Source organism: Pseudomonas sp. C321 (assembly GCF_055407105.1).
In genome coordinates this window covers 102,040-117,910 of sequence record NZ_JBUZRB010000010.1, presented here as the reverse complement: position 1 = coordinate 117,910, position 15,871 = coordinate 102,040, and the positions used below count along the sequence as shown (strand labels likewise).

Below are 15,871 nucleotides of genomic sequence, written 5' to 3'. Positions count from 1 at the left end.
CAAAGGCAGGAGCATTTCTCAGAGTAAAACAGCCTTTCGACTATCCACGCACCCGGATATCAGTGATCGCATAGTCGTTGCCGGATATGCCTGACGGCTCATGACTCCAGATCTCCAGCCGCATTGATGTCGCGCTTGCAACAAACGTCCCCTTCAGCGGTGTCCACCCCATGCTGTAAAAGGTCGTGACCCCCGTAACAACCCCGGAGCTGGTCCTCAGCGACAACCTTGGCATTGGAACAGCGCCATTGTATGTGCATGCGAGAATGCTGAACTCATAACTTGCGCCGACCTGAAGCCCCGTGAAGTCTTTATAAAGGACGACGCCCACACTGGCAGTACTGGCAGTGCCGTTGGCCACGCAGGTTTTGCCAAAGAACGTGGCGTACCTCATCTCACCAAGGGCTGCTGGCCCGGCACGCCAGTTGTTCCAGTTATTGCCAGTAAACGGGGTGAAGTCATCGAGAGGCGAGCGCACTGTCAGTTGCAGTACCGGGAATACCACTGCGGCACTCTCATTAGTGCTGCCATCAGCCGTCACTTTGCAGGTAAAGGCCAGAAGGCTGCCATCTGCCAGTAGATCAAGTTGGGCCCGACTCAAAATATCCGCCAGCCCTGTGCTCACTTCGGCGGCAATCACGATTTTGCCCAAATACACATTGATCGTGTAGGAGCCTCCACTTTTCAACGTCCCTACACCCCGCAACCAGACGCATTGCCCGGGCAAGATAAACCACCATGGTTCCACGGTAATGTTGGCGTTCCCGGGGAAGGTGCGCAAATCCAATATGCGGTTAGTCGCCTGCGGCACCACAGGCGTGGGCAAGCGCACCGGCACACTGATCTGCAACGCAAGGGTCTTGGAAGGCGCCAACTTACAGGCGCTGGTGACGGTGTAGTTAATCAAGATCGTTTTACCGATGCCACCAATCACCGCCTCACGGGGAATTGGGAAGTCTACGTAACCTGGGTCACTATTACCCGGCTTGGAAGCCAACGGCAGGATCTCACCATTCGGTTTGATCCAGCGCACACTGATCGTGTGATGAGGGCTGATGCGCTCGTACTCCACCCGTACCGTCACACCGTCCCGGCCGTTGTACACCGTCAACTGCGAGCCCACCGCTTCCCGCACCGTAGGCGCCTTGAGTACCAGGTCTTCCTGGACGATACCCAGGGTTAATGCCGGGAATTTCTTTGCACTGGCCTTATCGGACTGACCATTGAAATTCACGGAAAAATGCACTTCGAAAGATCTGCAATCCGCCAGCTTTTGCAGCTCGCTGCGGGGCAAAGGTGTGTTAACACCACTGGCCAGCCATTCAGCGGTAACCGGCTCGCCCTCCAGCACCTGGAAGCTGTAGGCAGCGCCATCTTCCAATTCACCTGTCACCCACAGCCAGCAAGGCTGCCCTAGCGCGATATAAGGCCAGGGAATGACCGTGCAATCGGCATCACCGGAAAAGGTATTGAGGTCCAACGTGCTTGCGGTTGCCTGCTCGACTGCCGGAGTCGGCAGCCCGGTGATATCCAGGATATTTACTTCCCGTGGCGGTGATTGCCACGGACCGGTACCGCTGTGGCTGACGTTATAGGTCAGCGTGACCGGCAACCCGAAATTGGCACTGATAGCCGAAGGCGGTACCCGAAACTCAAGGCTGGCTTCACCTTCCTGTACGGTGCGGCACTCAAGGGCAGGCGAACCCGGCCCCGGTGTCCCCATAAACTTGGGACAGACAATATCCCCGGCATGCATGCCCTCGTAAGCAATGACGAGATGCGCACCGTCTACGGTGTTGACCGGGCTCACCAGCCAACCATCGGCACCGCAATCCACCGACTCTTTAAGGTGCGGTGGCGGCAAGTCCAGCGCAGGGTCCACTCGCAACAGCGTGGAGGTACGCAGGTGAAAGTCCTGAGCATTAATAGGCAGCGGGTTCTCATGGACCGGATCATCCGGCGCCGGCAGCACCGGCTCAGTGCCGTCCCAAATGACTCCCAAGTGCGCAGTCAGAGCGGAGTAGTCCTGCCGTCGCGACATCCAGCCACGGGACAACCTGAACTCGAAAATATGATCAGGATCTGCTTCAGCGGTCTTCACTAGATGGTCAAAGGCCACCCAGATAAATTGATACGGCACCTGGTGCTGGTCACCCGCGACGGTGACAAACAGGCGCTGCCCAGCCTGAATCATCGGCCATGCCTTGATCCGGATGGTTTCATCGCCCTTAAAAGTGTGCATATCCAGCACGACAGTGGGGTCTGTGGGGCTATTTCGCTTGGCGTGCTCAAACACCGGCAATGACTCGCGTAGATCCACTTCCCTGATGTCCTGAATTTCCAACTCCAGGACCAGCGACTCCTGGAGCCGCCCGGCAACGGTGGCCGTGTACCAGATCAATACCGTGTGACCGATACAGGTACTTACGTATTGCCAGGGGATGGGCATTTCAATACCGCCGCTGGTACTGCCAACCTGCACGATGGGTTCAAAGGCAGGCTCATCCTGGCCCTTAATTGCCCAATACAAAGTAATCGGTGTAGCGCCCATGCCCGCAAAGGCAATGGTTGCCGAGGTGCCATCGATTGCGTCGATTGGATACAACACGCTGTTATTGGCTGCGTACTGAATCGTCGCGTAGGGTAACTCGCGAATGACATCGAAAGGTTGTACCGCAGCGGTTGTTGTATCAGGCGACTGAGCAGTTTTAGGGGATATTTTTTTAACCATGACGAGACCTCCTGTCCCGGGATAGATAACCATCGGCCTCAATCAGGGAGGCTGGAAAACCACGGTTATCTAACGCTTGGAACGCAGGTCTTGCCTACTGTCAGAATTGACAGTTCTGATCGGCAAAAAACAGCTTTCCGACCAACGGACGCTCACCTTTCATCACCCTGGGTGAGCACCCTCAGCACCTTAAAGTCCCTCCAGCTGCGCCATCAAATCACTCAACCGATCCACCTTCTCGGCACTGATGTCATTGGCCGCCAGCCCATCAATGTACCCCGCCAACGCCTCCACCGTGCTGCATTCGAACATCGCCCGCAGCGGCACATCCCGTTGCAGGGCCTTCTGCACCCGCGAGGCAATTTGCGTCGCCAGCAACGAATGCCCGCCCAGCTCGAAGAAGTTGTCCTGCACCCCGACCTGCTCGACGTTCAGCACCTGGGCCCAGATATCCGCCAGGGTTTGCTCAAGTTCGTTGCGCGGCGCCAGGTAGTCCTGGCTGTGCAACTGGCCGATTTCCAGGGATGGCAAGGCCTTGCGGTCGAGTTTGCCGTTGGCGTTGAGCGGCAGAAGGTCCAGCCATAGCCAATGCAGCGGCACCATGTACTCCGGCAGCTCGGCCCGCAGGCGTTGCTTGATACGGTCCAGGCGCTCATTCGAATTGAGAGCCGCGTCGGTTGCCACCAGATAACCCACCAGATACTTACCGTTAACGCCTTCCTGCACGCCAACGGCGGCGTCGCGGACTTCTGGTTGCTCGTGCAGGCGGGCTTCGATTTCGCCCAGTTCGATACGGTAACCACGAATCTTCACTTGATGGTCGATGCGCCCGACGTATTCCAACACGCCGTCACTGCGCCGCCGTGCCAGGTCGCCGGTGCGATACAACCGCTCGCCAGCCGCACCAAACGGGTTCGGCACGAACACTTGAGCAGTGCGCAATGGATCGCTGACATAGCCGCGACCTACACCGGTGCCAGCCACACACAACTCACCGACGGCGCCTTGGGGCACCAACTCCAGTGTGCCGTCCAGCAGGTACAAGCGGTTGTTGTCGGTCGGTGTACCGATCGGCAGATACGTGCCACGGGTCGAAGCCAGATCGACGCAAAAGAACGCCACGTCATCCGAACATTCCGCCGGTCCATAGGCGTTGACCAGCCCGATATCCGGGTAACGCAGCAGCCATTGGTGGGCCAATTCAGGCGGCATCGCCTCGCCGGTGGGCAGCATCCAGCGCAAACCGTCCAGGCTCATGCGCTCCTGGGCGAGCATGCCCTGGATCAGCGACGGCACGCTTTCCAGCACCGTGATGCCCTGAGCCTGAACATGGGCCAGCAGCCCTTGCGGGTCATGGGCAATGGTATTCGGCACGATATCCACCCGCGCGCCAAACAACGGCGCAGCAAGGAACTGCCAGACCGAGATGTCGAAGCTTTGCGAGGCCGTTTGCGCGATTACATCGGCCTCAGTCAGTTGCAGATATGGCACCTTGCTCAACTGGTTATTGAGCATGCCGCGCTGCTCGACCATCACGCCCTTCGGCAGTCCGGTCGACCCTGAAGTGTAGATCACATACGCAAGGTTATCCGGGGCACTGTAGATCCCGGGATTGTCCTCTGACCCAAGCACGTCCTCCCAAACCAGCAACTTCGGCCGCCCGGTGCAGGCAAACTCCTCCAACAACACCCGCGCCTGTTCACGGCAAGCCTCAGTGCACACCAGCAACGGCGTGCGGCTCAAGTCGATGATCCGGTTCAGACGCTGGCTCGGCAGCCCCGGGTCCAGCGGCAGGTAACCGGCGCCAGCCTTGAAGCTACCAATGATCATGCCCAGCAAATCGAGGCTACGTTCGGCCAGTAACGCCACCGGCTGATCCAGCCCGACACCTGCCGCAATCAGCGCATGGCCCAGGCGGTTACTGCCCCGGTTCAATTCGGCGTAACTCCATTGCTGACCCAGGCAACTGGCGGCGATGCGCTGTGGGTGCTGCGCCACCTGCGCCTCGAACAGCTCGACATAGCTGCGCTCCAGCGGGTAGTCGTGCTCACTCTGGTTACACCCCTCCACCAGGAACTCGCGCTCCTGTTCGCCGATCAGCGGCAGGTCGGCCATGCCGCCATGGAAACCCTGCACCAGCGCCAGCAGTAGGCGCTTGAACTCGCCGAGCATGCCTTGCACCGTGGTTTCGTCGAAATAGCGCTGGTCATAGGACAGATGCAGTCCCAGGTCATCACCCGGATAGCACACGGCCGTCAGCGGGAAGTTAGTGTGGGTACGGCCCGAATCCGAGGTGGCATTCAAGCTTTGTGCACGGTCCAGAACCGAGACTTCCACCGGGGCGTTTTCAAACACGAACAAACTGTCAAACAGTGGCTGGCCCTTGGGCAATTCGCTGTGTTCCTGGATCGTTACCAGCGGCAGGTATTCGTACTCACGCAGTTGCATATTGCTGTCGAGCAAACCGCTGAGCCATTGACGCACGCTGCACGGCTGGTCGTCCTCGGGCAACTTGACCCGCAGGGCGATGCTGTTGATAAACAGGCCGACGGTGCGCTGCATCTGCGGCATGTCCACCGGGCGCCCGGCCACGGTGACACCAAACAGCACGTCGCGATCCCCGCTCAAGCGCCGCAGCACCAAAGCCCATGCCGCCTGGGCGAAAGTGTTGACGGTCAGTTGATGAGCCTGGGCCAACTCCCGCAGTTGCGCGCCGTCCCGTGCCTCAAGACGGGTGTAGCAGTCGCCCACCACCATGCCACCGCTGTGGCCCGCGTGCTCGCGCAGGAATGGCCGGTCGCTGGGGATCGGCGTGGTGCGTTCAAAGCCTTGCAGGTTCTGCTGCCACCATTGGCGCGCCTCGGCCAGGTTCTGGCGTTGCAGCCAGGCAATGTAGTCGCGATAGCGCGGCGGCATTGCCAGTTGCGCGGCACGGCCTTCGCCCAACGCCGTGTAAATGTCGAAGAAATCGTTCATCAACAACGAGCGGCACCAGGCATCGATCAGGATGTGGTGGTTGCTCATCATGAACCAGTAACGGGCCTCGCCGACGCGGATCAGCCGCAGATGGAAAGGCGCCTGGTTGAGCAGATCGAAGCCAGCTTCGCGCTCGCTTTTGAGCAGCGCTTGCAGACGCGGCTCCTGTTCAGCTTGCAGCTCATTGCTCCAGTCCAGGTACTCGATGGGCGTATGACCCGGCTTGTGGATCACCTGCAACATATCTTCGCCAACGTTCCAGCAGAACGAGGCGCGCAAGGCTTCATGACGGGCAATCACTGCCTGCCAGGCCAGGGCGAAGCGCTCGGGATTCAGTTCGCTGTTGATGCGGTAACGGTCCTGCATGTAGTAGAGGCCGGTGCCCGGTTCCAACAGGGTGTGCAACAGCAAGCCTTCCTGCATCGGCGTCAGCGGGTAGACGTCTTCAATGGCGCTGGCTGGCACCGGCAGTGCATCGAGTTGCGATTGGGTCAGGTGCGCCAGCGGGAAGTCGGACGGCGTGAGGCCGCCGGCATCGTCGCGCAGACAATGCTCGATCAGGCTCTGCAACTCGCCCAGATAAGCATCCGCCAATTCGCTGATGGTTTGGCTGTCGTGACGTTCGCGGCTGAAGGTCCAGCGCAGCACCAACTCGCCGCCGTAGACCTGACTGTCGACGCTCAACTCGTTGGGTAAAGGCGCGTCCGGATCATGGGCCGGGCCTGCAGACTCCTCCAGCGGGAGGAACAACGCGTCGCCATCAAAACTCTGGTCGAATTGGCCGAGGTAGTTGAAGGTGATCGCCGCCGTTGGCAAAGCGGCCATGGCCTGGCGGCACAGGTCGTCCGCCAGGTAGCGCAGCACGCCATAACCCAGTCCTTTATGCGGCACTGCACGTAGTTGTTCCTTGATCGCCTTGATCGAGGCGCCCTGCCCGGCGGCCTCTTCGATTTGCACAGGTGTCAGGCGCAAGGGGTAGGCGCTGGTGAACCAGCCAACGCTGCGGGTCAGGTCGATTTCATCAAACAGGGTTTCACGACCGTGGCCTTCCAGCTGGATCAGCGCCGATTCATGGCCGCTCCAGCGACACAGCACACGGGCCAATGCCGTCAGTAACAGGTCGTTGACCTGGGTGCGATAGGCGCTCGGTGCCTGTTGCAACAATTGCCGAGTGCTCTCGGCATCCAGGCGCACGCTGATGGTCTCGGCGTCGCGGTTGTGCAGCGAACCTTGCGGGCGATCCACTGGCAATTCAACGGCCGGCCCGGCCAACTGCTCCTGCCATAGGCTCAACTCTTCGCGCAGGGATTCGCTGCTGGCGTAGGCCTGCAAACGAGCCGCCCAGTCGCGCAACGCACTGGTCTTGGCCGGTAGGCTGACGGACTGGCCGTCGCTCAGTTGGCGATAGACGTTTTGCAGATCTTCCAGCAACACCCGCCAGGACACGCCATCCACCACCAGGTGATGGATCGCGATCAGCAGGCGTTGCTGGCCCAGCGGTCCATCCACCAGCAAGGCGCGTATCAGCGGGCCGTGCTCCAGGTCAAGGCTGCGCTGGGCGTCGGCGAACAGCACAGCGCACTGCTCCATGTCCGGCACTTGAGCCAGCCACAGCACGCCGCCTTCCGGCACCACCAAGTGTTCGGCGTGCCACTGAGCATCGCGCCAGGTGAAGCTAAGGCGCAGGGCATCGTGATGTTCCAGCACCGCCAGCAGCGCCTGTTCCAGGCGATGGGGGTCGAGGGCCTGCACCGGCGCCAGCAGCAACGCCTGGTTCCAGTGATGGCGGGCCGGGATCTCGGTATCGAAAAACCAGTGCTGGATCGGCGTCAAGCCAGAGGCGCCGGCCAGCACGCCTTGCTCGGCGCTGATCTGCTCGCATCGGATAGCGACGGCTGCCAGGGTCTGCACGGTCTGGTGCTGGAACAAATCGCGAGGGCTGAAATGAATCCCCGCCTGCCGCGCCCGGCTCACTACCTGGATCGACAGGATCGAGTCCCCGCCCAGCTCGAAGAAGTTGTCGTGCAGCCCAACCTGCTGCACGTTAAGCACCGCGCACCAGATCGCCGCCAGGGTCAGCTCAAGCTCGTTGCTCGGCGCCACGTAGTGTTGACGATTGGCCTGCGGGTCCGGCTGCGGCAAGGCGCGGCGGTCGAGTTTGCCGTTGGCGGTCAGTGGCATGCTGTCCAGCACCATCAGGTGCGTCGGCACCATGTAGTCGGGCAGTTGCGCCTTGAGATGAGCCTTGAGGGATTCGCGCAAGGCGCTGTGATCCGCCTCATCACTGACCAGATAGGCCACAAGGTGTTTGCCGCTTGGGGACTCCAGGGCCAGCACCACGGTTTCACGCACCGCTGGGTGTTCCAGCAGACGGCTTTCGATTTCCCCCAGCTCGATACGGAAACCACGAATCTTCACTTGATGGTCGATACGTCCCAGATACTCCACCAGCCCATCGGCGCGTTGGCGCACCAGGTCGCCGGTGCGGTAAAGACGTCCACCACTGGCAAACGGATCAGCGACAAAGCGCTCGGCTGTCATTCCCGCACGCTGGTGATAACCCTGTGCCAGACCAGCACCGCCGATGTACAACTCGCCGGTAGCGCCCTGGGGAACCAACGCCAGATCGGCGTCAAAAATATAGGCTACACGCGCACCGATAATGCTGCCGATCGGCACGCTGCCAGCGCCCTCTTCCAGATGCTCCGGGGCGAGGCAGGCCAACGGCATGACCACCGTTTCAGTCGGACCATAGGCGTTGAAAAACAGCGCCGGCTGGAACGCAGCGCGGATGCGTTGCAGGTGCTCGCCGGTCAGCGCTTCGCCGCCGGTGATGCACATGCGCACCGGCAACGTCTGGTTCTGCGTGGCCAGCCATTGCGCCAACTGGCTGCCGTAGCTGGGAGTAAAACCAAGGATATTGATGCGATGTTGTCGAATCAGCCCGCAGATTTCTTCGGCATCCCACTGGCCCTGGGCGCGCAACACCACCTGCGCCCCACTGAGTAACGGCACCAACAGGCGCTCGGTGGCGGCGTCAAAGTTGATGGAATAGAAGTGCAGTTCACAGTCATCCGCACGCATGCCAAAACGCTGGATGACCGCCTGGCAATGCATGGCGATTTCACCGTGGGACACCACCACGCCCTTGGGTTTACCAGTGGAGCCGGAGGTGTAGATCAAGTAGGCCTGATGTTGCGCAAGGCTGATGGACGGCAATTCGCTGGCGGGGTAATTGGCCAATTGCGGCAGGTCATCTTCCAGGCACCAGCGGCTGACGCTGGCGGGCAGATCGCCTAGCGCTTCGAACATCGGCGCATCACTGAGCAACAAGCCAATGCCGCTGTCTTCGATCATGTAGTGCAGGCGGTCCAGCGGGTATTCCGGGTCCAGAGGCACATAGGCGCCGCCGGCCTTGAGGATCGCCAGCAGGCCGATGACCATTTCCAGGGAGCGCGGCAGCGCCAGGCCAACCCGCACCTGCGGGCCGACACCGCGCTCGCGAAGCATCCAGGCCAGGCGATTGGCGCGGCCGTCCAACTCGGCGTAGCTCAAGGTCTGCTCGGCAAAGGTCAGCGCTGGCGCATCGCCGCGGGCCAGGGCCTGTGCGCTGAACAGATGGTGAATGCATTGATCAAGGCGATGTTCACCGGCTTCAATACCAAGGCTGTCTTGCAGGGCGCGTTGCTCATCGGCTTGCAGCAGCGCCAACTCACTCAGGCGCTGCTGAGGATCGGCAATCAAGGCTTCCAGCAAGTTGCGCCAATGCTCGGCCATGCGCGCAATGCGCGGCTCGTCGAACAGGTCGGTGCTGTAGGTCAGGCAGCAACCCAGGCGATGGTCGAGGTCGGTGACTTCCAGGTTGAGGTCGAACTTGGTGGCGCGGGCGTCGTTGGCCAGGTACTCGACGGTCATTGCGGCCAGTTGGCGACTTTGCTGGAACTCCCAGCGCTGCACGTTGCACATCACCTGGAACAGCGGGTTGTACGCCACACTGCGGGGAGGTTGCAGGGCTTCCACCAGATGGTCGAACGGCAAGTCCTGGTGGGATTGCCCCTCGATCACAGTGTGGCGCACGTGCTCGAACAGCTCGCCGACGCGCATCTGCCCATTGAGTTGGCAACGCAGCACCTGAGTGTTGAGGAACGCACCGATCAGCCCTTCACTTTCCGGACGAATACGGTTGGCCACCGGCGCGCCAATGCGCAGGTCGGTCTGGCCGCTGTAGCGGTAGAGCAACACGGCGAGGGTCGCGGTCATGGTCATGAACAGGGTCAGGCCACGCTCGGTGTTGAAGCTGCGCACGCGGGCGGCAAGGTCATCGCTGAGGTCGAAACGGTACAGCTCGCCTTGATGACTTTGCACTGGCGGCCGTGGTCGGTCGCTGGGCAGTTCCAACAGCGGATGTTCAGTGCCCAATTGCGCGGTCCAGTAATCCAGCTGGCGTTGGCGCTCGCCGGACTCCAGCCACTGGCGCTGCCACACACTGTAATCCAGGTACTGCACCGGCAGCGGTTCCAGGGGTGATTCGCGCTCGTCGATAAAGGCTTCATAAAGCGCACTGAGTTCACGGGCAAAGATGTCCATGGCCCAGCCTTCGGTGACGATATGGTGCAGGGTCAGCACCAGGTAGTGTTCCTGCTCGCCGGCCTTGACCAGACAGGCGCGCAGCAGCGGACCGGTTTCCAGATCGAACGGCGTGTGGGCTTCGCCGTCGGCCAATTGCTGCAAGCGTTGCTGACGGGTTTGCTCATCCAGCACGGAAAAATCCTGCCAGTCCATGCGCACGCCGGTTTGCGCCGCGACTTTCTGCTGCGCCACGCCATTGATGCTCGGAAAGGTGGTGCGCAGGGTTTCGTGACGCATGATCAAGGCCTGCAAGGCCGCCTCGAAGCGCCCGACATCCAGCACCCCGCGCAGCCGCGCCATACCGCCGACGTTGTAGGCCGGGCTGTCCGGCTCCATCTGCCAGAGGAACCACATGCGCTGCTGGGAATAGGACAACGGTACAGGCTGGCTGCGGTCGACTTTGGCGATCGCTGTCTGTTGATTGCGTTGCCCCGAGGCCTGGATCAAACGTACTTGTTCGGCAAAATCGCCCAGTTCACTGGCTTCGAACAAGGTGCGCAGCGGCAGCTCGACGTCGCAGGCCTGGCGGGTGCGGGAGATGATCTGCGTGGCCAGCAGCGAATGGCCGCCCAATGCGAAGAAATCATCCAGCAGGCCGATACGCGGCAGGCCCAGCACTTCGCGCCAGATAGCGGCGATTTGCTGTTCAAACGGTGTTTGCGGCTCGACGTGCTCACGCACTTGCCAGACGGGTTCCGGCAGCGCACGGCGGTCGACTTTACCGCTGGGGCTCAGGGGCATGGCGTCCAGGCGCATCAGTTGCGCCGGGACCATATATTCCGGCAACTCGGCAGCCAGGGCCGCCTTCACGTCCTGTTCATCCAGCGGTTGGCTGGCCGTGTAGTAGCCGATCAACTGCGCACCGGCAGCCGTTTCCCACACCAGCACCACGGCCTGGGCGATGCCGCCCAGGGCCAGCAGGCGGGCCTCGATTTCCTCCGGTTCAACGCGAAAACCGCGCAGCTTGACCTGCTGATCCAAACGACCGAGGTATTCCAGCACGCCGTCGGTGCTCCAGCGCACACGGTCACCCGTGCGGTACAGGCGTGCGCCCTCTTCTCCCAACGGGTCGGCGACAAAGCGTTCCGCCGTCAGCCCGGCACGGCCGAGATAACCACGGGCCAGACCCACTCCGCCGATGCACAACTCACCCGGCACACCCACCGGCAGCGAATTGAGCTGGTCATCCAGCACCCGGCAAATCACGTTGCCCAATGGCCGGCCAATCGGCGAACGCTCACCATCTTCGGCGCGGCAGTGCCAGTGGGTGACGTTGATCGCAGTTTCGGTCGGGCCATAACGGTTATGCAGTTGCACCGCCGGCAATTGCGCCAACACCCGATTGCGCAGCTGCGCGGGCAAGGCTTCGCCGCCGGAGAACAGCCGACGCAAGCTGGTGCATTCGCCCGCCTGCGGCTCATCGACAAACAGCTGCAACAGCGGCGGCACGAAGTGCAGCGTGGTCACGCCATGCTCCTGCACCAACTGCGCGATGCGATGAGGATCACGATGCTCGCCGGGGCCGGCCAGTACCAGGCGGCAGCCGGTGATCAACGGCCAGAAACACTCCCACACCGAGACGTCGAAACTGATGGGCGCCTTTTGCATCAGTACATCGGTTTCGTCGAGTTGATACGTGGCCTGCATCCACTGCAAACGCTCGGCCAGGGCAGCATGGGTGTTGCCCACGCCCTTGGGCTGGCCGGTGGAGCCGGAGGTATAGATCACGTAGGCGAGGTTGTCGCCATTGAGGTGCAGGCCAGGCGCGTGACTCGGCCAACTGTCGAGCTTGAGGCTGTCCATGGCGATGACGCAGACGCCCTCGGCCGCAGGCAGTTGTTCCAGCAAGTGGGTTTGCGTGAGCAGCAGTTGCACGCCGCTGTCCTTGAGCATGTACGCCAGGCGCTCGGCCGGGTAATCCGGGTCCAGCGGCACGTAGGCGCCGCCGGCCTTGAGGATCGCCAGCAGGCCGATCAGCAGTTGCGGCGAGCGCTCGGCGGCAATCGCCACACACACGTCGGGGCCGACGCCTTTGTCGCGCAGGTAATGGGCGAGGCGGTTGGCCTGGGTGTGCAACTGGGCAAAGGTCAGGCTGGCGTCCTGCCACACCAGCGCGGTGCGCTCCGAAGTGTGTTGGTTGAGTTGCTCCGGCAGCAGGCGTTGCGCCGGCAAGCACGGCGCCTCACTCCATTGGCGTTGCTGCGCGTGCTCGTCGGCATTGAGTAATGTCAGGTCACCAATGGCCTGTTGCGGTTGTTCGCACACCGCTTGCAGCAAGTTGACGAAGTGTTCGGCCAGCCGCTGGATCGTGGCGCTATCGAACAGTTCATCGGCGTAGTCGAAGGACAGGCTCAAGCGCCCGTTGCGGTCTTCTTCGCTGTGCAGTTGCAGGTCGAACTTGGCTTCGCGGCTGTGCCACGGCAACTCCTCGGCGAGCAGGCCAGGTAAACGGCGCAAGGCACTGAGGTCGCGTTGCTGGTGGTTGAACATGACCTGGAACAGGCCTTGTTCGCGGGCTTGCGGGAACGCTTCCAGCAGTTGCTCGAACGGCAGGTCCTGATGCGCCTGGGCGCCCAGGGCGGCATGACGGGTTGCCGCCAACAGCTCGCTGAACGGCAGACGCGCGTCCAGCTCGGCGCGCAGTACAAGGGTGTTGATAAAGAAGCCGATCAGGCCTTGGGTTTCCTGGCGCCCACGGTTGGCGTTGGGCACGCCGATGCGGATGTCGCGCTGGCCGCTGTAGCGGTGCAGCAGGCTCTGGAATGCCGCCAGCAACAGCATGAACGGCGTGGATTCATGGGCCTGGGCGGTCTGGCGAATCGCTTCGCCCAGGCTCGCGCCCAACCGCACACTGTGGCGTGATGCGCTGCGATGTTGTTGGGCCGAGCGCGGATGATCTGTGGCCAGGCTCAAGGTCGGATGCTCGTCGCCCAACTGTTCCTTCCAATAGGCCAACTGCCGCTGACCTTCGCCCTCCGCCAGCCATTGGCGCTGCCAGCTGCCGTAGTCGGCGTACTGCAAGGCCAGGGCCGGCAGTTCGATGGTTTGTCCCTGAGACGCGGCAGCATACAGGCGTGAGAATTCGTCGATCAGCACGTTGAGCGACCAGCCGTCGGCGATGATGTGGTGCATCGTCACCAGCAGTTGGTGGTCTTCATCGTCGAAGCGCACCAAGGTCACCCACAGCAGCGGACCTTTCTCCAGATCGAACTGGGTACGGGCTTCGTCTTCGCGGATTTGCTGGGCGCGGGCTTCGCGCTCAAAGGCAGGCAGGTCGCTGAGGTCGATGACTTGCAGCTCGAAAGCCGTGGTGGCGTCGATTCGTTGGAACGCCTGGCCGTCACGTTCAAAGAAGCGCGTGCGCAGGGCTTCGTGGCGCTGGATCAACTGCTGAAAGCTGGCGCGTACCGCGTCTTCATCCAACGCCCCGCGCAAGCGCAAGGCGCCGGGAATCGTATAGGCGCGGCTCTGCGGGTCCAGTTGCCAGGTGATCCACAGGCGGTTTTGCGCCAGGGATTGCGGCAGGTCGTCCTGGCGCGACAACGCATGGATCAAGCCTTGGGCCACTCCGCCGTCCTGTTGCAACTGCGCAACACTGGCAGCGAAGGTAGCGAGGGTCGGCGCTTCGAACAGCAGGCGCAGGTTCAATTCCAGGCCCAGGCTTTCCCGCAGGCGGGCGACCACCTGGGTGGCGCTGATGGAGTTGCCGCCCAGCAGGAAGAAGTGATCATCGGCGCCAACCTGAGCCACCTGTAACTGTTCGCACCAGATGGCGGCAATGCGGCCTTGCAACTCGGATTCCAGGCGGGCGCTATCGCTTGTTTGCGCGTGCAACTGCGGGAACTGCGCGTAGCTGTCGAGGCTGCCATCGGCCAGGCGATTACGGCAGGCGGACCGCTGGACTTTGCCGCTGGAGGTTTTCGGCAATGCACCAGGGTTGAGCAATACCACTACGCACGGCGCTTGCTGATAGGCCTCGGCCACGGCTTGGCGGATGACCTTGATCAGCGCTTCAGGCGCCAGGATTTTTTGCACGCTGCGGCTGATTTCGGCGGCAATGCCGATACCTTCCAGGCCCTGGTCATTGACTGCAAAAGCGGCGACCCGGCCCTTGCGCACCACTTCCACTTCGCGCTCGATGGTTTGTTCAATGTCCTGGGGGTAGAGGTTGTGGCCACGCACGATCAGCAGGTCTTTCAAGCGACCGGTGATGAACACCTCGCCATCGCGGATAAAGCCCAGGTCGCCGGTACGCAGCCAGGTGCGGCCGGCGTGCTGGACGAAGGTCTCGGCGGTGGCCTCGGGGTTGCGCCAGTAGCCGTGGGCGATGCTCGGGCCAGCGGCCCAGATTTCGCCGACGGCATTGTCGGCCAGTTCCGCCAGGGTCTGCGGGTCGGCAATCAGCACCGCGTGTTCGGGCTGGCTGGTGCCGCAACTCATGATCGCGCAGCCAGGCCCCGGCTCGGCGCGGTTGGCGGCCAACGCCTGTTCGTCCAGGCGCAAGGCCGGGATGCCTTGGCCACGAGTGCTGCCAGCGACAAACAGAGTCGCTTCGGCCAGACCATAGGAAGCGAAGAAATTATTCGGGGTAAAACCGCAGGGTGCGAACTTCTCGGCGAAACGTTCCAGGGTGTCCAGGCGGATCGGCTCGGAGCCGGAATAGGCCACACGCCATTTGCTCAAGTCCAGGCGTTCCAGGGCCGAATCGCTGACCCGCTCGCTGCACAAGCGGTAGGCAAAATCCGGCCCGCCACTGATAGTGCCGCCGTACTCGCTGATCGCTTCCAGCCAGCGCAAGGGCCGGCCGAGGAAGTAGGCCGGCGACATCAACACGCAAGGCACACCGCTGAAGATCGGTTGCAGCAGGCCGCCAATCAGGCCCATGTCGTGGTACAGCGGCAGCCAACTGACGATCACATCGTCGGGATTGAGATCAATGCCAAAACCGCGACGAATCAGCAGTTCGTTGGCTACCAGGTTGCCATGGGTAACTTGCACGCCCTTGGGCAGCGCCGTGGAGCCGGAGGTGTATTGCAGGAAGGCGATGTCATCGCCTGCCAGGTTCGGGGCGATCCAGCGGTCAGCGATCCCGCTATCCAAATCATCGACACACAGCAACGACGGTGCTGCATTTATCTGCGCCAGCGAATCGCGCAGGCCCGTGGTGGTCAGCAACAACCGTGGCTCAGCGTCAGCGATGATCGACAGCAGCCGCTCCTGGTGATGACGACGGGTGGACTCCGGCGGATAGGCCGGCACCGCGATCACCCCGGCGTACAGGCAGCCGAAAAACGCCGCGACATAATCCGCACCGCTGGGGAACAACAGCACCGCACGGTCGCCCTGGCCCGCCGTGGCCTGCAAGGCGGCGGCGATGGTGCGGGCACGCAGGTCCAGGTCGCGGTAACTGAGGACGACGTTTTGCTCGGCGGACTCGGCCAGAAAACGCAGGGCCAGTTGATCCGGGGTCTGCGCGGCACGATGCTGGAGGGACTGGACCAGGGTACGAGGAAGTTCGAAGGCGTCCATCATGGG

The 15,871-nt window shown here is 61.9% G+C and carries 2 protein-coding genes; both read right to left on the bottom strand.

The genetic code is table 11. From position 1 onward, the window contains the following. Window positions 1-40: 40 nt before the first annotated feature. Window positions 41-2,764 (bottom strand): hypothetical protein, encoded by a 2,724-nt coding sequence (locus ACZRJ6_RS23305; protein ID WP_463970228.1) that lies wholly within the window; start codon window positions 2,762-2,764, stop codon window positions 41-43. 156 nt (window positions 2,765-2,920) lie between these two features. Next, the gene (locus tag ACZRJ6_RS23300; RefSeq protein WP_463970229.1) at window positions 2,921-15,868 is read right to left on the bottom strand and encodes a non-ribosomal peptide synthetase; all 12,948 of its coding nucleotides are present in this window, start codon (window positions 15,866-15,868) and stop codon (window positions 2,921-2,923) included. Window positions 15,869-15,871: the final 3 nt, after the last annotated feature.